This window comes from Cedecea davisae DSM 4568 (assembly GCF_000412335.2).
In the GTDB taxonomy this organism is placed as follows: Bacteria; Pseudomonadota; Gammaproteobacteria; order Enterobacterales; family Enterobacteriaceae; genus Cedecea; species Cedecea davisae.
Genome location: NZ_KE161030.1, coordinates 4,793,894 through 4,820,397, shown reverse-complemented (window position 1 = coordinate 4,820,397; position 26,504 = coordinate 4,793,894). Strand labels below are relative to the sequence as shown.

Genomic DNA, 26,504 nt, shown 5'->3' with positions numbered 1-26,504 from the left:
TTTCACCTGTATAACCAGAAAGCCGTGCTTTCTATCGTGGCGCCGCTGTTAATATAGCGACGCAGGGCGGCGATATTGCTCACCTGGGTAGCTACCCGTAGCGTCCGGATACCGCGCTGCTGGCACCAATATTTTGCCGCGGCCATAAGCTCACCGCCCGCACCCTGCCCGGCGAGCAGGCCAATTCTCGCCTCGTCGCCGTTAAGCTGGCGCAGCGTCACAAAGCCCCGCATAGTGCCGGTATCTTTCAGCAACAGGCATTGGTTATCAAAGGTGCCGAGTACCGCATTTTCAATCCACTGAGCATAGAAACGACCGCTGTCCGCCTCCTGAAACCAGGGGGCGCGAAAGCGGCTTTGCTTAAAAGCCTGAGCCGCCGCGTTACGCAGGGCCGGGATCTCATCTGGCTGAGCAATATCGACGTGAATATCTGCATTTTGCGTGCCAATACAAAGCGCTAAATCCACTTCGCCTTCAACCAGTTGAAAACCGAGCTGCTGCAGGCCATCCAGCCAGTCGGTTCGATGCGTTGGGATCTTTGCCTGAACCCGTCCCCAGGCGTTTAACCGTTCTGGCGTCAGCGCCGGGGCATCCTCAGCAATTCGCACCGCGCTGCTGTTGATCCCGAAGAAATGGTTTTCCCACTCCAGAGCGTTCAGGGTTGCGTGAATCAGGCTCATCGCGCTTATCGCCACACGCCTTTAGCATCGACAATCCACGGCTGCCGTACGCTTGTGGCCGGAATAGCTTTAAATTCTTTGTGATCGACCAGCATCACCAGGATATCGGCCTGTTCCAGAGCCACGTCGGTAGACACCAGCTCGCAGTGGCCCGTCAATTTTGCCGGAAGCTCATGAATATTGGGTTCGACCGCTAGCGTTGTTCCGCTATGCCATTCGGCCAGCAGCTCAGCGATTTCCATCGCCGGGCTTTCGCGCAGGTCATCAATATTCGGTTTGAACGCCAGCCCAAAGCAGGCGATTTTCAGTTCGCTGGCACGGCGGCCGGTTTCACTCAGGCAGTCGGCAACCGCTGCTTTTACCTGATTGATAACCCAGAATGGCTTGCCGTCATTCACTTCACGCGCGGTACGAATCAGGCGAGCCTGTTCAGGATTTTGCGACACGATAAACCACGGGTCGACCGCAATGCAGTGCCCGCCTACGCCTGGCCCCGGCTGCAAAATATTGACCCGAGGGTGACGATTCGCAAGGCGAATCAGCTCCCAGACGTTAATTCCCTGGTCGGCACAGATAAGCGACAGTTCGTTAGCAAAGGCAATGTTTACATCACGGAAGCTGTTTTCGGTTAACTTGCACATCTCGGCGGTGCGGGAATTAGTGATTACGCATTCACCTTCGAGGAAGATTTTGTAGAGCTCGCTGGCACGAGCCGAGCATACCGGCGTCATTCCGCCAACCACACGATCGTTTTTAATGAGTTCAACCATTACCTGCCCCGGCAAGACACGCTCCGGGCAATAGGCTATGTTGATATCAGCCTCTTCTCCGACCTGCTGAGGGAAGCTTAAATCGGGGCGCAGAGCAGCCAGCCATTCGGCCATTTGCTCCGTAGCGCCGACCGGTGAGGTAGACTCCAGCACCACCAGAGCGCCTTTTTTCAGCACAGGTGCAATGGAGTCCGCCGCGGATTTGACATACACCATATCCGGCTGGTGCTCGCCTTTAAAAGGCGTTGGAACAGCAATCAGATAAGCATCTGCTTCAACCGGCTGGGTGGTGGCCCGCAAGAACCCCTCTTCCACCGCAGATTTCACCACCTTGTCTAAATCAGGCTCGACGATATGAATCGCCCCGCGATTAATGGTATCTACCGCGCGCTGATTAATATCAACGCCAATAACTTTACGCTTACGGGAAGCAAACGCCGCTGCGGTAGGCAAACCGATATAACCCAGGCCAATGACGGAGATGGTGGTAAAACTCATGATGTCACCTGATTTTGTTTCAAAGCATTCAGAATTCGGCTGCAGGCTTCGCCATCCCCGTAAGGGTTATGAGCGCGGCTCATCGCATGATATTCCTGCTCATCACGAAGCAGCCGGGTCACTTCGGCTACGATCGTCTCTTCATTGGTTCCGACCAGGCGCACAGTACCTGCGGCCACTGCTTCAGGGCGTTCGGTGGTTTCGCGCATCACCAACACAGGTTTGCCGAGAGACGGAGCCTCTTCCTGGATACCGCCGGAGTCGGTGAGGATAAGCCAGGCGTGATTCATCAGGTAAACAAACGGCAGATACTCCTGAGGCTCAATCAGGACGACGTTGTCCACATGGCCCAGAATGCGCCGAACCGGCTCGCTGACGTTTGGATTCAGGTGAACCGGATAAACTATCTGCACATCACTGTTTTGTTCGGCTATTTTCGCCAGCGCGTGGCAAATACGCTCAAAGCCATCGCCAAAGCTTTCGCGACGGTGCCCGGTGACCAGGATCATTTTTTTGCTGGCATCGAGGAAAGTATGCTTCGCCTCAATTTCCTTGCGTACATCATCCTGCGTTAAGACGCGGTCACGTACGGAAAGAAGCGCATCAATAACCGTATTTCCGGTGACCGAAATTTTCTGTTCAGCAATGTTTTCCCGCAGCAGGTTCTGCCGGGAAGTTTCCGTTGGCGCAAAATGCCAGGTGGCGAGATGCCCCGTCAAAGTACGGTTCGCCTCTTCCGGCCACGGAGAATAAATATCACCGGTGCGCAGGCCCGCCTCAACGTGCCCCACGGGAATACGCTGGTAAAACGCCGCCAGGCTGGCCGCAACGGTCGTGGTGGTATCGCCATGCACCAAAACAACATCCGGCTTGAAAGACTCCAGAATAGGCTTCAGGCCTTCCAGGATCCGACAGGTGATTTCCGTCAAGCCCTGCCCCGGCTTCATAATATTTAAATCATAATCAGGTTTAATTGAGAACAGATGTAATACCTGATCCAGCATCTCGCGATGCTGCGCCGTTACACATACTTTCGCGTCAAAAAACGCGTCTTTCGCCAGCGCGTCCACCAGAGGAGCCATTTTTATAGCTTCAGGACGCGTGCCAAAAACAGTTAACACTTTCACGGTGATTCTCTTCTTTTGAATAAAGTGGAGGCATTCCATCGCTCCTCCACTAATAAAGGGCTTAAGCGATTTTGGGGCGGCGAGCCAATGCCACGCCAGCACCGATAAGCGCCCCGACCGCGCCCCACATGATGAGCAGGAACGCACGACGTGGGCTGTCGCGTTTGACCGGCTCTTCAGGAGTGCGTAAATAACGATAGGTCTGGAAACGAGCATCGACGGTAGGGCCGACGTTCAGGGTATTTAGCATCGCCCGATTCTGATCGTAGTCGATATCAAAATCAGGCCCTACGGCCTGCAGGCTTTCCAGCCTCGCCTGCAGCATCGGACGACCGAGCATAAACATCTCTGAATCAGGAAGTTCATCTGCCGGTACGTTGGTTTCGCTGCGGGTGATATTCTGCTGTTGAGCAATCTTCAGCGCTTGCTCAATACTTTTCATTTTACGGTCGTAGATAGCCTGCGCCACTGCTTCCTGACGTTTGACCTGCGCCTTCATCTGAGTGGTTCGCGCCGCCCATGCTCCGGTCAGCTCTTCGTTGAGATGGCTGGCCGCACGCTGGCTGGCGAAGGCAACATATTGACGAAGCAGGTTGTTGGCATCCGCCGCGGTTTCAGCCGTCAGCTTCACGCTATCGCTGATGTTGCGGGCGGCATCCCCGGAGGTAAACTGAATATTGTCGGTAATTTCATCCAACAGCGCGGCATCCGCTTTGCTGTTGCCGACCTGACGCTGCTTGTAGTAATCGGTCTGCAGCCAGAAATCTCTTCGGGTATCGTAGGCGGAGAGCTGAACGATGAACTCTTTATACGCCTCATCCATGGCCGATGGCCTGTCCGTCGAAGCCATATCAGATTTGATATCCAGGTTGCGCAGGAACTGCTGCTGGGAGTAGTACCCCCCCAGCATATTGACCGTTGGACGATCGGTTATCGCCGTCGCGCTCCACTCTTGTTTGGCTAAAAAGGTGTAGGTCAGTGCGATAATGGCAAAAATAAACGCAATGCCAACAATCCAGAATTTGCCCTGCCACAGCGTACGAAACAAGCCGCGGATATCCAGCTCATTATCCACCGCAGGGTTGCTGCCCGGCACGTTCTCTTTCATCGCTTCCCCAATTCAAGTCAGACTAAATGTTTACGTTGTTGTTTCTGCGAATGCGACGCTTATGACGTCTGATAAAGCGGGCCACTTTCCAGGCTCGTTTAATACAAAAATCGTATAGTACAAATGCAAGCAAGAACAATGCCAACATTACCCACTCAGGGATGAAATGGGCATATTCAGCGGCAACACCGACTGCTGCCAGCAGCGCTGCTGCCAGAGTAATCAGGACAAAAGCCTGCCTTGAAGTGAAACCAGCGCGCATGATCAGATGATGTATATGCTGGCGGTCGGCAGAGAACGGACTCATCCCTTTACGCAAGCGGCGATACATAATCGCTATCATGTCCATGAGCGGGATAGCAATTATCCACAGAGCGGTCACCGGGCTTATCGGATGATTTTGGCCCTGAGTCGTTTCCAGCAGTATCCAGATAACCGTAAAGCCGATTAGCGTGCTGCCCGCATCGCCCATAAAGACTTTATAGCGACGCCCCAGCACCCCAAGGTTCAGAAGGATATAAGGAAGGATGGCTACGATTACGGCAAAGCACCACATCGCCAGGCTGTATTGGCCGTCCAGAAGGAGGATGACGCCCATTGCCGCAAAGGAAACGGAAGAAAGCCCCCCCAGCAGGCCATCAATGCCGTCAACCATATTAAAGGCGTTGATAGCCGCCCAGACGGCAAACAGCGTCAGGAAGTAGCCGAACGGACCAAGCACCAACTCCCACGAGCCAAAGATATAGCCCAAACTGCTAAGATGAAGGTTGCCGTATGCCATCATAATGATGCCAACAATCGCCTGAATGGCTGCGCGGATTTTGACACTAATGTCAAAGCGATCGTCAAGCGCGCCCACCAACACCAGCACCCCGGCACAGGATAAATACAACCAACCGTGGGGAATGTAATATTTGGCGATCAGGAAAGAGAAGCAGATACCTGCATAAACCGAGATACCACCAACGAGGGGAATCAACCCCTGATGGCGCTTACGGAAATTCGGCTTATCAACAAGACCAATTACCTTTGCTACCTTACGTGCAAAAAAAAGAAATACGGTAGTAAAGATTAGAATAAAGATTAGCTCAGTTCCGGTAGCGACTAAATTCACAGTGCAAGCTCTCTGCAAGATGTGTGGGCAAAGTCAGCATAGTCAAAATATGCCTTAGCCCCGAAGAGATTAAACATGATTCCTCCCTGAACAATGTGTTTGACTATGAGTCAAGCCTGTTGCAAAAGGAATTTTGTAAATAAAACTGTTCCAGATATTGGTTAACAGCAACATTAACCGTGTGCATATCGTATAGAGCAGAAAAGAAAAACGCCACGACTAAGCGTGGCGTTCCCCGAGTTTTTGTTACTTAAGAGCGCTTCATCATATCAAAGAAGTCGTCGTTGGTTTTAGTCATCGCCAACTTATTGATGAGGAACTCCATTGCATCTATCTCACCCATAGGGTGGATGATTTTGCGCAGGATCCACATTTTCTGCAACTCTTCCTGGGTCGTCAGCAGCTCTTCTTTACGGGTACCGGAACGGTTGTAATCGATAGCCGGGAAGACGCGTTTTTCTGCGATCTTACGGGAGAGATGCAGTTCCATGTTGCCGGTGCCTTTAAACTCTTCGTAGATAACTTCATCCATTTTAGAGCCGGTATCGATAAGCGCGGTAGCAATGATGGTCAGGCTGCCGCCCTCTTCCACGTTACGCGCGGCGCCGAAGAAGCGTTTTGGACGGTGCAGGGCGTTAGCGTCCACACCACCGGTTAGCACTTTGCCTGAGGCCGGAACCACGGTGTTGTACGCACGAGCCAGACGGGTGATGGAGTCCAGCAGGATGATAACGTCTTTCTTATGCTCAACCAGGCGCTTCGCCTTCTCGATAACCATTTCGGCTACCTGAACGTGGCGGGAAGCCGGCTCGTCAAAGGTGGAAGCAACAACTTCACCTTTTACCAGACGCTGCATCTCGGTCACTTCTTCCGGACGTTCATCGATCAGCAGAACCATCAGCACACAGTCCGGATGGTTGTAAGCAATGCTCTGAGCAATGTTTTGCAGCAGCATAGTTTTACCGGCTTTTGGCGGCGCGACGATCAGGCCACGCTGGCCACGACCGATAGGCGATGCCAGGTCCAGTACGCGAGCAGTCAAGTCTTCGGTTGAACCGTTACCACGTTCCATGCGCAGACGAGAGTTGGCATGCAGCGGTGTTAAGTTTTCAAACAGGATCTTGCTACGGGCGTTTTCCGGCTTGTCATAGTTAACTTCGTTAACTTTCAACAGCGCAAAGTAACGTTCGCCTTCTTTCGGCGGACGAATCTTACCGGAGATGGTATCCCCTGTGCGGAGGTTGAAACGGCGGATTTGGCTGGGAGAAACGTAGATGTCATCGGGACCGGCAAGGTAGGAGCTGTCTGCGGAGCGGAGGAAACCAAATCCATCCTGCAGTATCTCCAGCACGCCATCACCAAAGATATCTTCGCCACTCTTAGCGTGTTGCTTCAGGATGGAGAAAATGATGTCCTGCTTGCGCATGCGGGCTTGGTTTTCCAGCCCCATATTTTCGCCGAGAGTAATCAGCTCAGAAACCGGCGTATTCTTTAATTCGGTAAGATTCATAATGGTGGGTTCTTAAACTCGGGGTAAATCTCGAACTTAGTTTCGTGAATGGTATGGCAGGGTCATCCATGCCTGTTTAATGGCTACCACACATGCTAATCGCTGCCTGGTCATAGGAAAAACGCAGAACTGAAACGATATAACGGAATGAGTGATAAGCCCGAAATCGGTTATGCATCCGCTGTGATTGCTGTAAAAGAGAGTTGATTTGACAGCGAGCGGGAAGCATTAGGTAATACAAAGATTCAAACTAAAAGGCAAGTTCAAAGCGAAGTCAAACTTAACTTAGCATGACTGACGCCGGGCGTCCAGCAGCTCACAAAAAAATGCAAGCCCGGCACGCACCGGCTGAGATTCCATTATGCCAGATTAGCGTCGAGGAACTCTTTTAACTGGCCTTTAGACAGCGCACCCACTTTGGTGGCGGCCACTTCACCGTTCTTGAACAGCAGCAGGGTTGGGATACCGCGAATGCCGTATTTTGGCGCTGTACCCGGGTTCTGGTCGATGTTCAGCTTAGCCACGGTGAGTTTGCCCTGATATTCATCAGCGATCTCGTCGAGAATCGGGGCAATCATTTTGCAAGGACCACACCACTCTGCCCAGAAATCAACCAGAATCAACCCGTCAGATTTAAGCACGTCCGTGTCGAAACTGCCGTCAGTCAGGTGAATAATTTTATCGCTCATGTTCTACTCCACAGGATTGTGTCTACCTTGTTGGTGTAGCATTAACCAACTTGGGGTGACTTTATTTCACCCGGTTTATTTCAACGGATGTGCTTTCGTAAAGCAATAGTAAACTGATATTCTACCACACTATGAGCAAAACACATTTGACCGAAAAGAAGTTTTCCGACTTCGCCCTGCACCCTAAGGTGATTGAAGCCCTTGAAAGTAAAGGCTTTCATAACTGCACCCCAATTCAGGCACTGGCACTTCCGCTGACACTGGCGAATCGTGACGTTGCAGGGCAGGCGCAAACCGGTACAGGCAAAACGATGGCGTTTCTGACGTCAACGTTCCACTATTTACTCTCACACCCGGTTCCTGAGAACCGTCAGGTGAATCAGCCGCGCGCCTTGATTATGGCGCCAACCCGCGAGTTAGCGGTACAGATTCACTCGGATGCCGAGCCTCTCGCGCAGGCCACCGGCCTGAAGCTTGGCCTTGCCTACGGCGGCGACGGCTATGATAAACAGCTGAAAGTGCTGGAAAGCGGCGTAGACATTTTGATTGGCACTACCGGTCGCTTAATCGACTATGCCAAACAGAACCACATTAATTTAGGCGCCATTCAGGTTGTGGTGCTGGATGAAGCCGACCGCATGTACGACCTCGGCTTTATTAAAGATATTCGCTGGCTGTTCCGCCGCATGCCGCCGGTTACCCAGCGCCTGAACATGCTGTTCTCCGCCACCCTCTCTTACCGCGTACGTGAACTTGCCTTTGAGCAGATGAACAATGCGGAATATGTAGAAGTTGAACCGGAACAGAAAACCGGCCACCGCATTAAAGAAGAGCTGTTCTATCCTTCTAACGATGAAAAAATGCGCCTGCTGCAAACGCTCATCGAAGAAGAATGGCCGGACCGCGCCATCATCTTTGCTAACACCAAGCATCGCTGCGAAGATATCTGGGGTCATCTGGCCGCAGACGGCCACCGCGTTGGGCTGTTAACCGGCGACGTTGCACAGAAGAAGCGTCTGCGCATTCTCGAAGAATTTACCCGTGGCGACCTCGATATTCTGGTAGCAACCGACGTTGCGGCTCGTGGCTTACACATTCCGGCCGTCACTCACGTCTTCAACTACGATTTGCCTGACGATTGCGAAGATTACGTGCACCGCATTGGCCGTACCGGTCGTGCCGGGGCAAGCGGTCACTCGATAAGCCTCGCATGTGAAGATTACGCCCTGAACCTGTCGGCGATCGAAACCTATATCGGCCACTCGATTCCGGTCAGTAAATACAATGCCGAAGCGCTGTTAAACGAGCTTCCTCCGCCAAAACGTCTGACCCGCGCCCGCCCGGGCAACGGCCCACGTCGCGGTGGTGCTCCCCGTGGTAATCGTCGTCGCGCAGGTTAAAAAAATCTATGCTTAGCTCCACCTCACTGTATGCAGCAATTGATCTGGGTTCTAACAGTTTTCATATGTTGGTTGTGCGTGAGGTGGCGGGAAGCATACAAACTTTAACCCGCATCAAACGAAAAGTTCGCCTCGCTGCCGGTTTAAACAGCGAGTGCGTTCTCTCCCCGGAAGCAATGGAGCGTGGCTGGCAATGCCTGCGCTTATTCGCCGAACGTCTTCAGGATATTCCTCAGAGCCAAATCCGCGTGGTCGCCACCGCGACGCTTCGCCTTGCGGTCAACGCCGACGTTTTTTTGCAAAAAGCTCAGCAGATCCTCGGCTGCCCGGTGCAGGTTATACGCGGCGAAGAAGAAGCTCGCCTGATTTATCAGGGCGTGGCCCATACGACCGGCGGCGCTGACCAGCGCCTGGTAGTGGATATCGGCGGCGCGAGCACCGAACTGGTGACGGGCACGGGGGCGCAAACGACTTCCCTGTTCAGCCTTTCTATGGGCTGTGTGACCTGGCTGGAACGCTTCTTTAGTGACCGCAATCTCGCCCAGGAAAACTTTGCTGCTGCCGAAGCAGCGGCCAGCGAAGTGCTCAAGCCGGTCATTGACGAGCTCAAAAGCCATGGCTGGAAAATCTGCGTGGGTGCCTCAGGCACCGTTCAGGCTTTGCAGGAAATCATGATGGCTCAGGGGATGGATGAACGCATTACCCTGGCAAAACTGCAACAGCTAAAACAGCGAGCGATTCAATGTGGTCGCCTTGAAGAGCTCGAAATCGAAGGCTTAACCCTGGAACGCGCTTTAGTTTTCCCAAGCGGTTTAGCCATACTCATCGCCATTTTCGAGCAACTCGGCATCGAATGCATGACGCTCGCCGGCGGCGCGCTGCGTGAGGGTTTGGTGTACGGCATGCTGCATCTCGCGGTCGACCAGGAGATTCGCCAGAGAACGCTGCGTAATGTGCAGCGGCGTTTCATGGTAGATACCGGCCAGGCTGCCCGCGTGGAACAGCTGGCGCAAAACTTTGCTTCCCAGGTCGCTGGGCCGTGGGAACTCGATCCCCTCAGTCAGCAAATGCTCGCAAGCAGCGCTCTGCTACATGAAATTGGCCTAAGCATTGATTTCAGACATGCGCCACAGCACGCGGCCTATCTGGTGAAAAATCTGGACCTGCCGGGCTACACGCCTGCCCAGAAAAAGCTGCTGGCAACGTTGTTGCTTAACCAGACCAATCCCGTCGATCTTTCATCTTTGCACCAGCAGAACGCGGTGCCGCCGCGCGTGGCCGAGCGCCTTTGTCGCCTGCTACGCCTGGCTATTATCTTCGCCAGCCGCCGTCGCGACGACATTTTGCCGGTTATCGACCTCCGGGCAGAGGGTGAAATGCTGCATCTCGGGCTGCCTGAACACTGGCTGGCCTGCCATCCGCTCGGCGCCGAATTGCTCGAGCAGGAAAAACTCTGGCAAAGCTACGTTCACTGGCCGCTTAACGTTAACTAACTCAGCTTTTACGCGCTTTTGCCAACATTTCGCGGATGTTGGCGACATTACTCTGTCCCTTTTGCATCCGCTCTTCAGCAGAAACGACTTTACGCTCGGTTTCCCAGCTTAAATCATCCTGCGGCAGCTCCAGCAGGAAGCGGCTCGGCTCGGGGCGCACAAGTTCACCGTACTGACGGCGCTCCCTGCAAAGCGTGAAAGTCAGCTCTTTTTGAGCGCGCGTAATGCCCACGTAAGCCAGCCGGCGCTCTTCATCCACATTATCTTCATCAATGCTGCTCTGATGCGGCAGGATCCCTTCTTCCATGCCAACCAGATAGACGTACGGGAATTCCAGCCCCTTGGAGGCGTGCAGCGTCATCAGTTGGACCTGATCGGCCTCATCTTCGCTTTCGCCGCGCTCCATCATGTCGCGCAGGGTAAAACGAGTCACCACCTGAACCAGAGTCATCGGTTCGTCCAGATCGCTTGCTTCCAGCATTTCCGTCATCCAACTGAACAGCTGATTAACGTTTTTCATGCGCATTTCGGCGGCCTTCGGGCTGGGCGATGTTTCATACAGCCAGCTTTCGTAATCAATGCCGTGGATAAGGTCACGTACCGCGGCAACCGGCTCCCGTTCGGCAAGCGTAGCCACTTCGCGCAGCCAGTGGGTAAAACGCTGTAAAGACTCCAGCCCGCGCCCGCTGAGGGTTTGGCTCAGCCCCATATCAAAACTGGCGGTCAGCAGGCTCTTATTACGCTGCGTCGCCCACTCGCCAAGCTTTTGCAGCGTTGCCGGGCCAATTTCGCGTTTCGGCGTGTTAACGATGCGCAAGAAGGCGCTATCGTCATCCGGGTTGGTGAGCACGCGCAGGTAGGCCAGCAGATCTTTAATTTCAGGACGCGAGAAAAATGAGGTGCCGCCGGAAATATGATACGGAATGCGGTTTTGCATCAACATCTTTTCAAATACCCGCGACTGATGGTTACCGCGGTACAAAATGGCGTAATCTTTATAGTCAGTTTTATTGATAAAGTGATGAGCAATTAGCTCCCCCGTTACCCGCTCCGCCTCATGTTCTTCATGATTCGCCGTCACTACTTTTAACTCTGCGCCGTGTTCAAGCTCGGAGAAAAGCCGCTTTTCGAAAACGTGTGGATTATTGGCTATCAGGATATTTGCCGCATTCAAAATGCGGCGAGATGAGCGGTAGTTTTGCTCAAGCTTAATCACCTGCAGCGCCGGGAAATCCTTACTCAGTAAAACCAGGTTTTGTGGGTTCGCACCACGCCACGAGTAAATCGACTGATCGTCATCGCCTACCACGGTAAATCGTGCCCGGGCGCCTACCAGCAGCTTCACCAGCTCATACTGGCTGGTGTTGGTATCCTGATATTCATCCACCAGCAGGTAACGAATACGGTTTTGCCAGCGCTCCCGAACCTCTTCATTGCGTTGCAGAAGCAGGGTTGGCAGCAGAATCAAATCATCAAAATCCAGCACGTTGCAGGACTTCAGGTGCGTGTCATAAAGCCCGTAGCAGTGGGCAAAAATACGATCCCGCTCGCCTTTAGCCTGGGCCGCAGCCTGAGCCGGGGTCAGCAGGCTGTTCTTCCAGTTAGAGATGGTCGAAATCAACTGCTGGAGCAGAACCTTGTCATTCTCCAGCAGCCCCTCGGTTAACTCTTTTAGCAGCGCCGTCTGGTCTGTATCGTCAAACAGCGAGAAATTAGACTTCATTCCCAATGCCGCGTACTCGCGCTTGATAATTTCCAGCCCCAGAGTGTGGAAGGTGGAGATCATCAGCCCTCTGGCTTCTTTACGCCCCAGCGTTTGCGACACACGTTCCTTCATTTCGCGCGCGGCTTTATTGGTAAAAGTCACCGCCGCAATGTGGCGAGCCTGGTAGCCGCTTTCGCGGATCAGGTGGGCAATTTTATTGGTAATAACGCGAGTTTTACCCGAGCCAGCGCCGGCCAATACCAGGCAGGGTCCGGTGACAAATTCGACGGCTTGTTGTTGGCCAGGGTTTAAACGCATAAGGTCACTCAATGAAAGTCGGGAGGGGAGAAAAACAGCGTGGTAGTATAGCGAGCGTAATCAACATGACTCAAGGCACTATCATGGCAAAAACCGCAGCAGCACTGCATATCCTTGTAAAGGAAGAAAAACTGGCTTTAGACCTTCTCGAACAGCTGAAAAACGGCGGCGACTTCGAAAAACTGGCCAAGAAACACTCCACCTGCCCATCGGGTAAAAAAGGCGGCCACCTGGGTGAATTCCGCCAGGGCCAGATGGTTCCTGCTTTCGATAAAGTGGTTTTCTCCTGCCCGCTGCTGGAGCCTTACGGCCCGCTGCACACTCAGTTCGGTTACCACATCATCAAGGTGCTGTACCGCAACTAAGTTAAAGGCCGGGTTTCCCGGCCTTTGCATTATTTTGTCGGGTGTAGCGTCTGCTGAGCCTCATGCTTCAGCAAATGGGTCCCGACCGCCATCTGGAATACTTTAAAGATAATCCCGTTCACAAAAGTGGTCAGCGTGAGGGTAATAAATGCCGTCATGATCCAGTCAATTACCGGCATTCCGCTGTGCAGCAGATACGGGCGATAAACAAGCATGCCTGCAAATACAACCCAGTGGCTAAGGCAGTAGAAACACTGGAAGAGATGGCCCAGCATGGCATTCTTTCTTGCCGTCCAGCCGCGTAAACCGGCAAACAGCTCTGTTTGCGTAATCGTCATCGAAATACTGGCGGCGGCCAGCGCTATCATCAGGCAGACCGGCAGGTCAGTGGTTAAAGTAGAAATCATTCATCGTGCCCCTTTTCATTGAAATAGCTGATAAATTCGCTGCCTATATCCCGTAATGTCATGCTTTTAAAGCGCGCCAGCACCAGCTCTTCGGCCGCGGCGAAGGTATCGGACATCACCCGATTAACCCCCTGCTCAACCAGACATTCCGGGTTTTCATTACGATTGCCCAGGGCAAAGAGCCCCGGCGAACCCAGCGCCAGATAAATATCCAGCAGCGTGACTTCGCTTGCCGGGCGACAGAGCTTCCAGCCGCCGTGATGCCCTTTGGTCGAGCAGACGATTTTGCTCTCGCGCAGGCCAGCCAGAACTTTACGAATAAATGCCGGGTTGCCGTCGATAAAAGCGGCCATCTGCTCCGATGTTAACGGTTTTTCCATCTGCTCGAGGTGGAGCAGGATGTGCAGCGTTGCTGAGAAGGAGTTGTTCGTTTTCATGTAACTTACAATATTACATAAAAAGGTGTGCGGCAAGATGACGGGCACAAAAAAAGGCGCCTGAGCGCCTTTTTCTTCCCACTGGCTTATTAACCAGCAACAGCAATGCGTTTCATATCAGTCATATAGCCACGCAGTTTCTTGCCCACTTTTTCGATTTCGTGGTTACGAATCGCTTCGTTCACATCGCGCAGTTGGGCGTTATCTACCGCTGCAGCCGGGATCTCTTTGCCCAGATCGCCCGCCTGCAGAGTCGTCATGAACTCTTTCAGCAGCGGAACGGCGGCATAGGAGAACAGGTAGTTGCCGTATTCAGCGGTATCAGAGATAACCACGTTCATTTCGTACAGGCGCTTACGTGCAATGGTGTTAGCAATCAGCGGCAGCTCGTGCAGGGACTCGTAGTATGCAGACTCTTCGATGATGCCGGCATCAACCATGGTTTCGAAGGCCAGCTCAACGCCCGCTTTCACCATGGCGATCATCAGAACGCCTTTATCGAAATATTCCTGCTCGGAGATTTTACCTTCAAACTGCGGAGCGGTTTCGAACGCGGTTTTGCCGGTCTCTTCGCGCCAGGTCAGCAGGTTTTTATCGTCGTTTGCCCAGTCAGCCATCATGCCGGAGGAGAATTCACCGGAGATGATGTCATCCATATGTTTCTGGAACAGCGGCGCCATGATGGTTTTCAGTTGCTCAGACAACGCGTAAGCGCGGATTTTAGCCGGGTTGGACAGACGGTCCATCATCAGCGTAATACCGCCCTGCTTCAGCGCTTCGGTAATGGTTTCCCAGCCAAACTGAATCAGTTTTTCGGCATATGCGGCATCGGTCCCTTCAGCCACCAGCTTGTCGAAGCACAGCAGAGAACCGGCCTGCAGCATACCGCACAGGATAGTCTGCTCGCCCATCAGGTCAGATTTAACTTCAGCCACGAAGGAAGACTCCAGCACGCCAGCACGGTGGCCGCCGGTTGCAGCAGCCCAGGCTTTAGCGATAGCCATGCCTTCGCCTTTCGGGTCGTTTTCCGGGTGAACGGCGATAAGCGTCGGCACGCCGAAACCACGTTTATATTCTTCACGAACTTCAGTACCCGGGCACTTCGGCGCCACCATAACAACGGTGATGTCTTTACGGATGGTTTCGCCCACTTCAACCACGTTGAAGCCGTGGGAATAGCCCAGCGCAGCGCCATCTTTCATCATCGGCTGCACGGCCTGAACGACGGAGGAGTGCTGCTTGTCAGGCGTCAGGTTAACAACCAGGTCGGCCTGCGGGATCAGCTCTTCGTAAGTTCCTACTTTAAAGCCGTTTTCGGTCGCTTTACGCCATGAAGCACGTTTTTCCGCAATCGCTTCTGCACGCAGAGCATAGGAAACATCCAGCCCGGAGTCACGCATGTTCAGGCCCTGGTTAAGACCCTGAGCGCCACAGCCGACGATGACCACTTTTTTACCTTTGAGGTAGCTTGCTTCATCGGCGAATTCATCGCGCCCCATGAAGCGACATTTACCCAACTGCGCTAACTGCTGACGCAGGTTCAAAGTGTTGAAATAATTAGCCATCGTAGAACTCCGTATGTGTCGTGTTGTGCTTATTGTAAGGGCTCTGCAGCCGTGTCGTGCTGCATAGAATGAACCCACTATATGACAGGAAATGCGTTGCTTAAATTGATATATTAACAACGTCGCGTTGCAATTATTGCAATGCCAAACCGAGGGCAGGCAACCATGGATTTACGCGATCTGAAAACCTTTCTGCATCTGGCCGAAAGCCGTCATTTCGGGCGTAGCGCCCGAGCGATGCACGTCAGCCCTTCTACACTTTCGCGCCAAATCCAGCGCCTGGAAGACGACCTTGGTCAGCCGCTATTTTTACGTGATAACCGCACCGTTACGCTGACCGAGGCCGGGGAGCAACTGCGCCAGTTTGCCCAGCATACGCTGCTTCAATATCAGCAGATGCGGCATACGCTAGGCCAGCAGGGGCCTTCCCTGAGCGGCGAGCTGCATCTGTTTTGCTCGGTCACCGCCGCCTACAGTCACTTACCGCCGATCCTTGACCGCTTCCGCGCCGAGCATCCCTCCGTTGAAATCAAGCTCACTACCGGCGATGCTGCCGATGCGGTGGAAAAAGTCGACTCCAACGAAGCCGATCTCGCCATTGCCGGAAAGCCGGAATCTCTGCCTCCGGGCGTCGCTTTTTCGATGCTGGAAAATTTATCCGTCGCGCTCATTGCCCCCGCGCTTCCTTGCCCGGTTCGCGCTCAGGTCAGCCAGCCGGAACCCGACTGGGCCAAAATTCCATTTATCCTGCCCGAACAGGGGCCGGTCCGCCGCCGTATTGAGCTGTGGTTCCGCCGCCAGAAAGTCAGTAACCCGCTGATTTACGCCACGGTTGCCGGGCACGAAGCCATGGTTTCGATGGTGGCGCTGGGCTGCGGCGTAGCGCTAATCCCCGAGATAGTGCTGGAAAACAGCCCCGAGCCGGTTCGCAACCGCGTGCTGATCCTGGAGCGTAGCGATGAGAACACGCCGTTCGAGCTTGGCGTTTGTGTACAAAAAAAGCGGCTCAATGAGCCGCTTGTTAGTGCGTTCTGGAAACTACTGCCCGGCAGTCATTAACCGGCCAGGAAAAAACGGAACGCCGGGTTATTGGTTTCGTCGTGGCATTCGTAGCCCAGCTCGTTGAGGCGGGTTTCGAAATCCAGCTCGTTCTCACCCAGCTCGAACGCCGCCAGTACCCGTCCGTAGTCGGTGCCGTGGCTACGGTAATGGAACAGGGAAATGTTCCAGTGCGTACCCAACGTACTGAGGAACTTCAGCAGCGCGCCCGGAGATTCCGGGAATTCAAAGCTGTAGAGCCTTTCGCGCAGCGGCTTGGAAGGCCGCCCGCCGACCATGTAGCGAACATGAAGCTTCGCCATCTCATCGTCAGAGAGATCGACCACTCCATAACCGCCTTCGCTCAGCTGGCCGATAATTTCCTTACGCTCGTCCACACCCCGGGTCAGACGTACGCCGACAAAAATGCAGGCATTGTCGGAGCTGGCATAGCGATAGTTAAACTCGGTTACCGAACGTCCGCCCAGCAGCTGGCAGAACTTCAGGAAGCTGCCCTTCTGCTCGGGAATGGTTACCGCCAGCAGCGCTTCACGTTGTTCACCCAGCTCACAGCGTTCGGAAACATAACGCAATCCGTGGAAGTTAACGTTAGCTCCGGACAGCACATGCGCCAGGCGTTCACCGCGGATGTTGTGCTGCTGGATGTACTTTTTCATTCCGGCCAGCGCCAGCGCCCCGGAAGGCTCAGCAACGGCACGCACATCCTCAAACAGGTCCTTCATCGCCGCACAGATGGCATCGCTATCCACGGTGATGATGTCGTCCAGATATTCCTGGCAAACGCGGAATGTTTCATCCCCGATGCGTTTAACCGCGACGCCTTCCGCAAACAGCCCAACCCGAGCCAGATCGACAGGTTTACCGGCATCGAGCGCCGCCTTCAGGCAGGCTGAGTCTTCCGCTTCCACCGCGATCACTTTGATCTGCGGCATCAGTTGCTTGATCAGAACCGCCACGCCCGCCGCCAGCCCGCCGCCGCCAACCGGTACAAAGACTCGATCGATGTGGGCATCCTGCTGCAACAGCTCCAGCGCCAGCGTCCCCTGCCCGGCAATGACGGCCGGGTGGTCAAACGGAGGAACATAGGTCAGCCCCTGCAATTGCGAAAGCTCGATGGCCTTAGCTTTTGCTTCGTCGAAATTCGCGCCGTGCAGCAACACTTCTCCACCGAACGCCCGCACGGCGTCCACTTTGATATCCGCCGTTGCCACCGGCATAACGATCAGCGACTTGATGCCAAGCCGCGTGGAAGAAAGCGCCACGCCCTGAGCGTGATTCCCTGCGGAAGCGGTGATCACACCGCAGGCTTTCTGCTCGCTATTCAGCCCGGCAATCATCGAATATGCCCCGCGCAGCTTGAAGCTGTGCACCGGCTGGCGGTCTTCGCGCTTCACCAGGATAACGTTATCCAGGCGCGAAGAAAGCTTGTCCATTTTCTGCAGCGGCGTGACCTGTGCGACTTCATAGACCGGCGCGCGCAGCACCGCTCGCAGGTACTCCGCCCCACAGGGGGCGTCGGGTAGCGGTTGTGACTCAGCCATGGTTAGCCTCCAAGCTTGCTTTTATCGCGTACTGCGCCTTTGTCCGCGCTGGTAGCCAGGCTTGCGTAAGCGCGCAGCGCGAAGGAAACCTGACGTTCACGGTTGCGAGGCGTCCAGGCTTCGCTGCCGCGAGCTTCCTGTGCTTCACGGCGAGCCGCCAGCTCCTGCTCGCTAAGCTGCAAGTCAATGCCGCGGTTTGGAATATCGATGGCAATCATGTCGCCGTCTTCAATCAGGGCAATGTTGCCGCCGCTGGCCGCTTCCGGTGAAACGTGACCAATCGACAGGCCGGAGGTGCCGCCGGAGAAACGGCCGTCGGTGACCAGGGCACAGGCTTTACCGAGGCCCATAGATTTCAGGAAGGTAGTTGGGTAGAGCATTTCCTGCATGCCCGGCCCGCCTTTCGGCCCTTCGTAGCGAATAACGACCACATCGCCTGCGATCACTTTTCCGCCTAGGATAGCTTCTACCGCATCATCCTGGCTCTCGTAGACTTTCGCCGGGCCACGGAATACCAGGCTGCCTTCATCAACGCCGGCCGTTTTAACAATACAGCCGTTTTCAGCGAAGTTGCCGTACAGAACGGCCAGACCACCATCTTTGCTGTAGGCATTTTCCAGCGAGCGGATACAGCCTTCGGCGCGATCGTCATCCAGCGTGTCCCAGCGGCAGCTCTGGGAGAAGGCCTGGGTGGTGCGAATACCCGCAGGGCCCGCACGGAACATGGTTTTCACCACCTCGTCTTTGGTCAACATCACATCGTATTGATCGAGGGTCTGCGGCAGGGAAAGACCCAGCACGTTTTTCACTTCACGGTTCAGCAACCCGGCGCGATCCAGCTCGCCGAGGATGCCGAGAACGCCACCCGCACGGTGCACGTCTTCCATATGGTATTTCTGGGTACTTGGCGCCACTTTACACAGCTGAGGGACTTTGCGGGACAGCTGGTCAATATCGGTCATGGTGAAGTCAATTTCGGCTTCCTGAGCAGCGGCCAGCAGGTGCAGCACGGTATTGGTTGAGCCGCCCATTGCGATATCCAGCGTCATGGCGTTTTCGAACGCTTCTTTGCTGGCGATGTTACGCGGCAGCGCGCTGGCATCGTCCTGTTCGTAATAGCGTTTGGTCAGTTCGACAATACGCTTCCCGGCATTGAGGAACAGTTCTTTGCGGTCGGCATGGGTCGCCAGCAGCGAGCCGTTGCCTGGCTGCGACAGGCCCAGCGCTTCGGTCAGGCAGTTCATCGAGTTGGCGGTGAACATCCCGGAACAGGAGCCGCAGGTCGGGCAGGCGGAGCGCTCAATTTGCTCACTTTGCTCGTCGCTAACGTTCGGGTTCGCGCCCTGAATCATCGCATCAACCAGATCCAGTTTGATTATCTGGTCCGAGAGCTTAGTTTTCCCGGCTTCCATCGGGCCACCGGAAACGAAGATAACCGGAATATTCAGGCGCAGAGACGCCATTAACATCCCCGGGGTGATTTTGTCGCAGTTCGAAATACACACCATGGCATCGGCGCAGTGGGCGTTGACCATGTACTCAACCGAGTCGGCAATCAGCTCGCGAGACGGCAGTGAATAAAGCATGCCGCCATGTCCCATCGCAATGCCATCATCTACCGCAATGGTGTTGAACTCTTTGGCTACGCCGCCGGACGCTTCGATTTGTTCAGCAACCAGCTTACCCAGGTCGCGCAGGTGAACGTGGCCCGGAACGAATTGGGTAAAGGAGTTCACTACCGCGATAATAGGTTTGCCGAAATCGGCGTCGGTCATCCCCGTTGCGCGCCACAGAGCGCGGGCACCCGCCATATTACGGCCATGGGTTGTGGTGGCAGAACGATACTTAGGCATGCTTTATTTACTCCAGTCTGTCGGGTCGCAGGCGGTCTTTCGCCGCCCGCCTGATTATATTTTTTGTGTAAAGCTTATTGGTTTACCGGGTCCAGCCAGCCCCATTTATCTTCGGTTTCGCCGGTGAACAGGCCAAAGAATGCCTGCTGAATACGTTTGGTGACCGGGCCACAACGGCCTTCGCCAACCTGAATACGGTCTACGCTGCGCACCGGGGTGATTTCCGCCGCGGTGCCGGACATAAATACTTCATCCGCCAGGTACAACGATTCACGGGACAATACCTGCTCGCGAACTTCGATCCCCAAATCTTTTGCCAGTTTGATAATGGCATCGCGGGTGATGCCCGGCAGTGCGGAAGAGGTGAACGGCGGGGTATAGATAACGCCATCTTTCACTTCAAACAGGTTTTCACCTGCGCCTTCTGACAGGAAGCCGTTCACATCGAGCGCGATCCCTTCCTGATAGCCGTGGCGGCGAGCTTCACTCCCAACCAGCAGGGAAGACAGATAATTACCACCCGCTTTAGCTGCGGTTGGAATCGTGTTAGGCGCCGCACGGTTCCAGGAAGAAACCATCGCATCAATGCCCTGGTCCAGCGCTTCTGCACCCAGGTAAGCGCCCCACGGGAAGGCCGCGATAATGACGTCGGTGGTGTAGCCGTCAGGCGGGTTAACCCCCATGCCCACGTCACCCACAAAGACCAACGGGCGAATGTAAGCGCTGGTGAGGTTATTTTTACGGATAACCGCGCGGCAGGCTTCCATCAGTTCATCGATGCTCTGCGATACCGGGAAGCGATAGATTTTTGCTGAGTCACGCAAGCGCTGCATGTGTTCACGATGGCGGAACACCACTGGTCCTTTGTGCGAGTCATAGCAGCGGATGCCTTCAAATACCGAAGTCCCGTAGTGCAGCGCGTGGGACATGACGTGTACTTTTGCTTCGCCCCACGGAGTCATCTCGCCGTTGAACCAGATGTAATCAGCTTTCTTGGTCGTCATTGTTCTCTTCCTTTACGCTCAGGCGCGAATTTGTTGTGATGTTGGTTGCTGGATTTCAACGCAGGCAACGTCAACCAGCTTGCTTAATTGAGTAAACAGTAATTCGACAGGTCGCAGGCTCGCAACGGTCAATTCAATATTAATATTGTCGGTATTTCCCGCCGCGGCCATATTCATGGCGCAGATCTGAAAGCCACGGTGGCGCACTACGCGCAAAACGCGCTCTAAGGTTTCCGGACGAAAGCGTGCCTGTACTGCGAGCTGATGTTGCATCATGATAATTTCTCCAGCATTTGCGAGTTACTGGCACCGGGCGGCACCAACGGCCAGACATTTTCGTACTCATCAATTGAGACGTGAAGCATGTACGGGCCGTCGCTGTTCAGCATGGCGTCTAACGCGGCTTCTACCTGGTCTTTACGGGTGATGTGCTGTCCAGGAATGCCAAAGGCGCTGGCCAGCGTGAGGAAATCAGGGTTGTCGGTAAGGGTTGTTTCGCTGTAACGCTCGTCGAAAAACAGCTGCTGCCACTGTCTTACCATCCCCAGACGCTGGTTATCCAGCAGCAGGATTTTTACCGGCAGTCGCTTGCGCTTAATCGTACCCAACTCCTGGACATTCATCATGAATGAACCGTCGCCAGAGACGCAGATAACCGTATCTTCCGGTCTGGCAACCTGCGCACCTACAGCGGCAGGCAGGCCAAACCCCATGGTGCCCAGACCGCTTGAGGTAATGAAATTTTCCGGACGAGTGAAGGTCATATGCTGCGCGGTCCACATCTGATGCTGGCCCACGTCGGTGGTCACAATGGATTCTTTCGGCTTGCGTTCGGAAAGCTGCTTCAGCAGAAGAGGAGCATAAATTGCTTCACCCGGATGGTCATAGCGCCACTGATGTTCTTCATTCAGCGCGGCGATATGCTGCCGCCATTCAGCAATATGCACAGGCTGCTGTAAAGCGGGAAGCAGCTGGTTCAAGGGCCCCTGCAAAGCAACGTGTGCCTGGCGCAGTTTGCTCAGCTCGGCAGGGTCGATATCCATATGAATAACTTTGGCGTGCGGGGCAAAGGTATTCAGCTTGCCGGTTACGCGGTCATCAAAGCGAGCGCCCACGGCAATCAGTAAATCACACTCCTGAACCGCCAGGTTCGCTGCTTTTGTCCCGTGCATGCCGAGCATGCCGGTGTAAAAAGGATGCCCTGCAGGCACCGCGCCCAGCCCTTTTAAAGTGGCGGTAGAGGGAATATTTGTAACGGCGATAAACTCACGTAATGCAGGCACAGCCTGAGCCATTCCAACGCCACCACCGACGTAAAGCATCGGCTTTTTGGCGTGCGAAATCATCTCGCGGGCCTGTTGCAGTGCAGCAAAAGGCAAATCTGGCTCATCATCAACGGTGGACAAACACGGTTCAGGTTCGCCTGAGGCCAGCTGGATATCCTTAGGGATATCAACCAGCACCGGGCCAGGACGGCCAGAATTTGCTATCTCAAACGCCTCGGCAAGCACACGCGGCAGCTCATCGAGAGATTCAACCAGGAAGCTGTGCTTGGTACAGGCCAGAGACAGGCCCAGAACGTCAACTTCCTGAAAAGCATCGGTGCCCATCAGCGGAGCGGCTACCTGCCCGGTAATGGCCACAACCGGAACGGAATCTAACAGAGCATCGGCCAGGCCGGTTATCAGGTTGGTGGCGCCGGGGCCGGAGGTCGCAATACAGACTCCGGTTTTGCCGGTTGCACGCGCATAACCGATGGCCGCCATCGCAGCACCTTGCTCATGGCGACACAGTAGATGTTCCACACCGCCGTCGTACAATGCATCGTACACCGGCATAATTGCGCCGCCCGGATAACCGAAAACTGTCTCAACACCCTGCGCTCGCAACGCATGTACTACCCACTGCGCACCATTCATAGTTAGTTCCCCGTCTCATTACCGGAGAAACAGCATTTTATTCTGCAACACATGCTCTGTTCCTCGCTTCACATTCTTCAGTCAACAAAAAACCCCCGGACCTTTCGGTGCGGGGGTTCTTTTCGATTCAGGCTTGATTTTTAAGCCTTTCTTTCTCCAAGTGCAGCCCCGCACGGTGGGATAATAATCACCACCACGCTAATCACGACCAGGCTAATCACTCGTAGAAGGGCTGTCATTTTCTGTATGTTCTAACGTCTAGTTCGAAGTAATGCCTACAGAGTTATCACAGAGTTGACGCAAAGCACAATATTTTTTTATGACGAAAAGAATCAAGCTAAAAATAATTAGCATAAAAACTATTTAATTTCAGTTAATAAGGGCAAAGTGAAAATAATTCATAAAACAGGTTCACTCAGCCATTTCCCCGATGAAACCCAGAAAAAAGTTATCGTTCTGGGATCTGCCTCGCAGCGAAGTTTGCAAAAAAGAGTGCGGATGAAAAAGTCCGCGAAGCGTTTCCTGGAAAAAGAAAAGGGCAATATTTAATCACCATATCCTCCCGCAACATGGAGTTTTACGCGGAGGAATAATGTCACTGTCTGTTGTCTTCACCAGAGCAGCACTGGGCATTCATGCGCCACAGGTCACTGTTGAAGTGCATATCAGTGCCGGGCTTCCCGGGCTAACGCTTGTTGGTCTGCCGGAAACCACCGTCAGAGAGGCAAGGGATCGGGTCAGGAGCGCGCTGATTAACAGCGGTTATACCTTTCCCGCACGTAAGATAACCATCAACCTCGCGCCAGCAGACCTTCCCAAGGAGGGTGGGCGCTACGATCTCCCCATAGCATTAGCGCTGCTGGCCGCTTCTGAGCAGCTCAGCGGCGAAAGACTGCCACAGCTTGAGTTTATCGGCGAACTTGCGCTCACGGGTGAATTACGCGCGGTTTCAGGGGCAATATCTTCTGCAACGGAGGCATTAAAAGCCGGAAGGAGAATTGTTGTTGCCGCAGAAAATGAGGATGAGGTGGGCCTGATAAGCCAGCCCGGCTGTTTCGTTGCCAGCCATCTGAGCGAGGTTTGCGCCTGGCTTGAAGGAAAAGGAGAGCTTCGTAAGCCTGCAAGCCCTTCGTCCTGGCAGGCAGACTACGCCGAGGATATGAATGAAATTATCGGGCAGAGCCTGGGGAAACGGGCGCTCGAGATTACAGCCTCCGGCGGGCACAACCTCCTGCTTATTGGCCCTCCGGGTACCGGCAAAACGATGCTGGCAAGCAGGCTAAACACCCTTCTTCCCCCGTTAAACGACGCTGAGGCGCTTCAGAGTGCGGCTATTCTCAGCCTGGTGCAGTCCTCGCTTCTTAAGCGACACTGGCGACAACGTCCGTTCAGGGCTCCGCACCACAGCGCCTCCCTTACCTCCGTCGTCGGAGGTGGATCTCTTCCACAGCCCGGGGAGATCTCCCTTGCGCATAACGGCGTGCTATTTTTGGATGAGCTTCCCGAATTTGAACGCCGGGTGCTGGACTCGCTCAGGGAACCTATTGAGTCGGGTGAAATTCATATTTCACGCACCCGGGCAAAAATTACCTACCCGGCAAGATTCCAGCTCATTGCCGCCATGAATCCTGGCCCCACCGGGCATTTTGAAGGTAAGCATAATCGCTCTAGCCCACAGCAGACATTACGCTACATGAACCGTCTCTCGGGCCCTTTCCTGGATCGTTTTGATTTATCCGTAGATATTCCCCTCCTTCCTGCAGGAATGCTAAGCCAGTCTGGGCATAACGGCGAAGGCAGCGCTGTAATAAGGAAGAGAGTCGCCGGGGTAAGAGAGTGCCAGGTTGCCCGCCAGAATAAGCTCAATGCGCTGCTAAGCAATCATGAAATACGCGAATACTGCAGGCTTCAGCCGGATGATTCCGTTTGGCTGGAGGATACGCTGGTGAAGTTGGGTTTGTCGGTAAGAGCCTGGCAGCGGCTGCTGAAAGTCGCGCGTACGATTGCCGATATGCAGCATGCTGAGGAGATAGAGCGGGAGCATCTTCGGGAAGCACTCAGCTATCGGGCTATAGATCGCCTGCTGCTGCATCTACAAAGACTGGCTGAATAAAAAATGGGGCTTTCGCCCCATTTTTCTTAGTCATCGCTGTCCGTGTAGTCTTCAACGGTGTCCATCTGCGGTTTACCGCCGGACAGAGTATGAAAACGTTTTGGACGCTTAATACGTGCCATATACTTGCTCCAGACACGTTCTGCCTCTGTGGAAGGCTCGCGTACACCGCGGCATACAGCAACAAACTGAACTTCTTCTTCAGTTCCGGGTTCACGTTTGCCGAGATCCAGCTCATTAAACGCAAAACCATGGCGTTCTAACAGCTGCGCCTCTTTGATGGTGAAATCACCATGGCGAGCAAACCCACGCGGATAATGTTTATTGTCGAAAAACCGATTAGACGTCGTAAAGCTTTCCGCCATCCTACACGCTCCTGATTTTCTTGGTCGAGCTATTTATGGCGCGGAGTATTAGTTACGCTTGACAGAGTGTAAAACAAAACATTTAAATCATAACGACAAATTATTTTTGGGAGTAAGGCGTGGATACCGAATTACTAAAAACCTTCCTGGAAGTGAGTAGAACCCGACATTTTGGACGCGCTGCAGAAGCACTTTATTTGACGCAGTCAGCGGTCAGCTTTCGTATTCGACAGCTCGAAAATCAGCTGGGTGTAAACCTTTTTACCCGCCATCGCAATAACATACGGCTGACAACTGCCGGAGAACGGCTGCTGCCCTACGCGGAAAACCTGATGAATACCTGGTTGGCCGCGAAAAAAGAGGTATCACATACTTCTCAGCATAATCAGTTAACCCTGGGGGCAAGCGCTTCGCTCTGGGAATGTATGCTTTCCGAATGGTTAATCTCACTTTATCAACAGCATAGTGGCCTGCAGTTTGAAGCACGAATTGCACAACGACAGTCGCTGGTAAAACAGCTTCATGAGCGCCAGCTGGATCTGTTGCTAACAACAGAAACACCAAAAATGGATGAGTTCGCCAGCCAGCTGCTCGGCCATTTCAGCCTGGCGCTTTATTCCTCCTCCGCGGAAAGTCATAAAGCTTCTCTCAACTATCTACGTATTGAGTGGGGAGCCGATTTTCATCAGTATGAAGGGGAGTTGATTGGCAGCGATGATATTCCTGTTTTAACCACCAGTTCGGCAAAAATGGCCTGTAAGCTGATGCCGGAACTCAACGGTTGCACCTACCTGCCGGTTGAATGGGCAAAAGAGCAAGCAGAGATCTGGCCGGTAGCGGAGAGTACGACTTTATCCAGACCTTTGTATGCCGTCTGGCTACAAAATACTGATAAACAAAGCATAATCAAAGAGTTATTAAAGACACAATTAATGGCGCAGTAATGCGCTTTTAATCGCAGAGGAAGAGAGTGAGGGAAATTTTGGACAAAAAAAATCCTTTGCCGAAGCAAAGGATTATATATGGCAGGGGCGGAGAGACTCGAACTCGCGACACCCGGTTTTGGAGACCGGTGCTCTACCAACTGAGCTACGCCCCTAAATTTCTTGCTATTAAGCCTGCTAAGTTAGCAGGCTTAATTTTAATAAGTGGCGGAACGGACGGGACTCGAACCCGCGACCCCCTGCGTGACAGGCAGGTATTCTAACCGACTGAACTACCGCTCCACCGAATTTCTTTACAACCACTGATTTTTACATCAGTTTACTGCTTAATTTGATGCCTGGCAGTTCCCTACTCTCGCATGGGGAGACCCCACACTACCATCGGCGCTACGGCGTTTCACTTCTGAGTTCGGCATGGGGTCAGGTGGGACCACCGCGCTACGGCCGCCAGGCAAATTCTGTTACTGACCATCACTTCGTGACCATCAGTTCAATCCTGAACTTCGCTGAAAATCGATTT

At 53.8% G+C, this 26,504-nt stretch carries 24 protein-coding genes, 2 tRNA genes and 1 rRNA gene; 6 read left to right on the top strand and 21 right to left on the bottom strand.

Going from position 1 to position 26,504, the window contains the following annotated elements:
* Nucleotides 1–2: 2 nt before the first annotated feature.
* The 7 genes from rffC to trxA form a co-directional block, all read right to left on the bottom strand.
* Nucleotides 3–680 carry a dTDP-4-amino-4,6-dideoxy-D-galactose acyltransferase gene (gene rffC, locus HMPREF0201_RS21955; RefSeq protein WP_016538975.1) on the bottom strand — a complete coding sequence of 226 codons (678 nt, stop codon included), beginning with the start codon at nucleotides 678–680 and terminating at the stop codon, nucleotides 3–5.
* Nucleotides 681–685: 5 nt separating this feature from the next.
* The gene (gene wecC / locus HMPREF0201_RS21950; RefSeq protein WP_016538974.1) at nucleotides 686–1,948 is read right to left on the bottom strand and encodes a UDP-N-acetyl-D-mannosamine dehydrogenase; all 1,263 of its coding nucleotides are present in this window, start codon (nucleotides 1,946–1,948) and stop codon (nucleotides 686–688) included.
* Entirely contained in the window at nucleotides 1,945–3,075 is a 1,131-nt protein-coding gene (wecB, locus tag HMPREF0201_RS21945) for a non-hydrolyzing UDP-N-acetylglucosamine 2-epimerase (RefSeq protein ID WP_039899483.1), read from the bottom strand. Before wecB ends, wecC begins: the two co-directional genes overlap by 4 nt.
* 61 nt (nucleotides 3,076–3,136) lie before the next feature.
* Nucleotides 3,137–4,183: an ECA polysaccharide chain length modulation protein gene (gene wzzE / locus HMPREF0201_RS21940; RefSeq protein WP_016538972.1), complete on the bottom strand. Its 1,047-nt coding sequence runs from the start codon at nucleotides 4,181–4,183 to the stop codon at nucleotides 3,137–3,139.
* Nucleotides 4,184–4,205: 22 nt separating this feature from the next.
* A complete protein-coding gene (gene wecA, locus HMPREF0201_RS21935) occupies nucleotides 4,206–5,297 on the bottom strand; it encodes a UDP-N-acetylglucosamine--undecaprenyl-phosphate N-acetylglucosaminephosphotransferase (protein ID WP_016538971.1) in 1,092 nt (363 codons plus the stop codon).
* 250 nt (nucleotides 5,298–5,547) lie between these two features.
* Entirely contained in the window at nucleotides 5,548–6,807 is a 1,260-nt protein-coding gene (rho, locus tag HMPREF0201_RS21930) for a transcription termination factor Rho (protein WP_008455558.1), read from the bottom strand.
* A 359-nt stretch (nucleotides 6,808–7,166) separates the two neighbouring features.
* On the bottom strand, nucleotides 7,167–7,496 hold the full coding sequence (gene trxA / locus HMPREF0201_RS21925) for a thioredoxin TrxA (protein ID WP_016538969.1): 330 nt from the start codon (nucleotides 7,494–7,496) through the stop codon (nucleotides 7,167–7,169).
* A gap of 131 nt (nucleotides 7,497–7,627) precedes the next feature.
* Between trxA and rhlB the strand changes: the two genes are divergently transcribed.
* Both rhlB and gppA read left to right on the top strand, forming a co-directional pair.
* Nucleotides 7,628–8,896: an ATP-dependent RNA helicase RhlB gene (gene rhlB / locus HMPREF0201_RS21920; protein ID WP_016538968.1), complete on the top strand. Its 1,269-nt coding sequence runs from the start codon at nucleotides 7,628–7,630 to the stop codon at nucleotides 8,894–8,896.
* Nucleotides 8,897–8,904: 8 nt separating this feature from the next.
* Nucleotides 8,905–10,389: a guanosine-5'-triphosphate,3'-diphosphate diphosphatase gene (gppA, locus tag HMPREF0201_RS21915; RefSeq protein ID WP_039899040.1), complete on the top strand. Its 1,485-nt coding sequence runs from the start codon at nucleotides 8,905–8,907 to the stop codon at nucleotides 10,387–10,389.
* 1 nt (nucleotide 10,390) lies between these two features.
* Here the strand turns inward: gppA and rep are convergent, their stop codons facing one another.
* Nucleotides 10,391–12,412: a DNA helicase Rep gene (gene rep, locus HMPREF0201_RS21910; RefSeq protein ID WP_016538966.1), complete on the bottom strand. Its 2,022-nt coding sequence runs from the start codon at nucleotides 12,410–12,412 to the stop codon at nucleotides 10,391–10,393.
* 83 nt (nucleotides 12,413–12,495) lie between these two features.
* On the opposite strand from rep, the gene ppiC reads away from it, so the two are divergent.
* On the top strand, nucleotides 12,496–12,777 hold the full coding sequence (gene ppiC / locus HMPREF0201_RS21905) for a peptidylprolyl isomerase PpiC (protein WP_008455569.1): 282 nt from the start codon (nucleotides 12,496–12,498) through the stop codon (nucleotides 12,775–12,777).
* A 29-nt stretch (nucleotides 12,778–12,806) separates the two neighbouring features.
* Here ppiC and HMPREF0201_RS21900 read toward each other — a convergent pair whose 3' ends face one another.
* From HMPREF0201_RS21900 to ilvC, 3 genes are all read right to left on the bottom strand, one after another.
* Nucleotides 12,807–13,184 (bottom strand): hypothetical protein, encoded by a 378-nt coding sequence (locus HMPREF0201_RS21900; RefSeq protein WP_016538964.1) that lies wholly within the window; start codon nucleotides 13,182–13,184, stop codon nucleotides 12,807–12,809.
* Nucleotides 13,181–13,621, bottom strand: coding sequence for an Rrf2 family transcriptional regulator (locus HMPREF0201_RS21895; protein WP_016538963.1), 441 nt, complete (start codon nucleotides 13,619–13,621; stop codon nucleotides 13,181–13,183). Before HMPREF0201_RS21895 ends, HMPREF0201_RS21900 begins: the two co-directional genes overlap by 4 nt.
* Nucleotides 13,622–13,710: 89 nt before the next feature.
* Nucleotides 13,711–15,186 (bottom strand): ketol-acid reductoisomerase, encoded by a 1,476-nt coding sequence (gene ilvC, locus HMPREF0201_RS21890; RefSeq protein ID WP_016538962.1) that lies wholly within the window; start codon nucleotides 15,184–15,186, stop codon nucleotides 13,711–13,713.
* 165 nt (nucleotides 15,187–15,351) lie between these two features.
* Here ilvC and ilvY point away from each other — a divergent pair, with 165 nt between their 5' ends.
* Nucleotides 15,352–16,245 carry an HTH-type transcriptional activator IlvY gene (gene ilvY / locus HMPREF0201_RS21885; protein ID WP_039899035.1) on the top strand — a complete coding sequence of 298 codons (894 nt, stop codon included), beginning with the start codon at nucleotides 15,352–15,354 and terminating at the stop codon, nucleotides 16,243–16,245.
* On the opposite strand, the gene ilvA is transcribed toward ilvY, so the two are convergent.
* The 6 genes from ilvA to ilvL form a co-directional block, all read right to left on the bottom strand.
* Entirely contained in the window at nucleotides 16,242–17,786 is a 1,545-nt protein-coding gene (ilvA, locus tag HMPREF0201_RS21880) for a threonine ammonia-lyase, biosynthetic (protein WP_016538960.1), read from the bottom strand. The two genes, ilvY and ilvA, sit on opposite strands and share 4 nt — an antisense overlap.
* Nucleotides 17,787–17,788: 2 nt before the next feature.
* Nucleotides 17,789–19,639, bottom strand: a complete 1,851-nt coding sequence (gene ilvD / locus HMPREF0201_RS21875) for a dihydroxy-acid dehydratase (RefSeq protein ID WP_039899033.1) — start codon at nucleotides 19,637–19,639, stop codon at nucleotides 17,789–17,791.
* A gap of 74 nt (nucleotides 19,640–19,713) precedes the next feature.
* Nucleotides 19,714–20,643, bottom strand: coding sequence for a branched-chain amino acid transaminase (locus HMPREF0201_RS21870; RefSeq protein WP_016538958.1), 930 nt, complete (start codon nucleotides 20,641–20,643; stop codon nucleotides 19,714–19,716).
* Nucleotides 20,644–20,661: 18 nt separating this feature from the next.
* Nucleotides 20,662–20,919, bottom strand: coding sequence for an acetolactate synthase 2 small subunit (gene ilvM / locus HMPREF0201_RS21865; protein ID WP_016538957.1), 258 nt, complete (start codon nucleotides 20,917–20,919; stop codon nucleotides 20,662–20,664).
* Nucleotides 20,916–22,562, bottom strand: a complete 1,647-nt coding sequence (ilvG, locus tag HMPREF0201_RS21860; RefSeq protein ID WP_016538956.1) for an acetolactate synthase 2 catalytic subunit — start codon at nucleotides 22,560–22,562, stop codon at nucleotides 20,916–20,918. The genes ilvM and ilvG overlap by 4 nt, the downstream gene beginning before the upstream one ends.
* 140 nt (nucleotides 22,563–22,702) lie before the next feature.
* Entirely contained in the window at nucleotides 22,703–22,801 is a 99-nt protein-coding gene (gene ilvL / locus HMPREF0201_RS22800; RefSeq protein ID WP_071530467.1) for an ilv operon leader peptide, read from the bottom strand.
* 353 nt (nucleotides 22,802–23,154) lie between these two features.
* Between ilvL and HMPREF0201_RS21855 the strand changes: the two genes are divergently transcribed.
* Nucleotides 23,155–24,675, top strand: a complete 1,521-nt coding sequence (locus HMPREF0201_RS21855; RefSeq protein ID WP_016538954.1) for a YifB family Mg chelatase-like AAA ATPase — start codon at nucleotides 23,155–23,157, stop codon at nucleotides 24,673–24,675.
* Between the two features lie 26 nt (nucleotides 24,676–24,701).
* On the opposite strand, the gene HMPREF0201_RS21850 is transcribed toward HMPREF0201_RS21855, so the two are convergent.
* Complete coding sequence (locus HMPREF0201_RS21850) at nucleotides 24,702–25,040, bottom strand: MaoP family protein (protein WP_016538953.1); 339 nt, start codon at nucleotides 25,038–25,040, stop codon at nucleotides 24,702–24,704.
* 119 nt (nucleotides 25,041–25,159) lie between these two features.
* Here HMPREF0201_RS21850 and hdfR point away from each other — a divergent pair, with 119 nt between their 5' ends.
* On the top strand, nucleotides 25,160–25,984 hold the full coding sequence (gene hdfR, locus HMPREF0201_RS21845; protein ID WP_016538952.1) for an HTH-type transcriptional regulator HdfR: 825 nt from the start codon (nucleotides 25,160–25,162) through the stop codon (nucleotides 25,982–25,984).
* A gap of 79 nt (nucleotides 25,985–26,063) precedes the next feature.
* Here the strand turns inward: hdfR and HMPREF0201_RS21840 are convergent.
* The 3 genes from HMPREF0201_RS21840 to rrf form a co-directional block, all read right to left on the bottom strand.
* Nucleotides 26,064–26,139: transfer RNA gene (locus HMPREF0201_RS21840), tRNA-Trp, on the bottom strand.
* 50 nt (nucleotides 26,140–26,189) lie between these two features.
* A tRNA-Asp gene (locus HMPREF0201_RS21835) sits at nucleotides 26,190–26,266 on the bottom strand.
* A gap of 54 nt (nucleotides 26,267–26,320) precedes the next feature.
* Nucleotides 26,321–26,436 (bottom strand): 5S ribosomal RNA (rrf, locus tag HMPREF0201_RS21830).
* Nucleotides 26,437–26,504 lie beyond the last annotated feature (68 nt).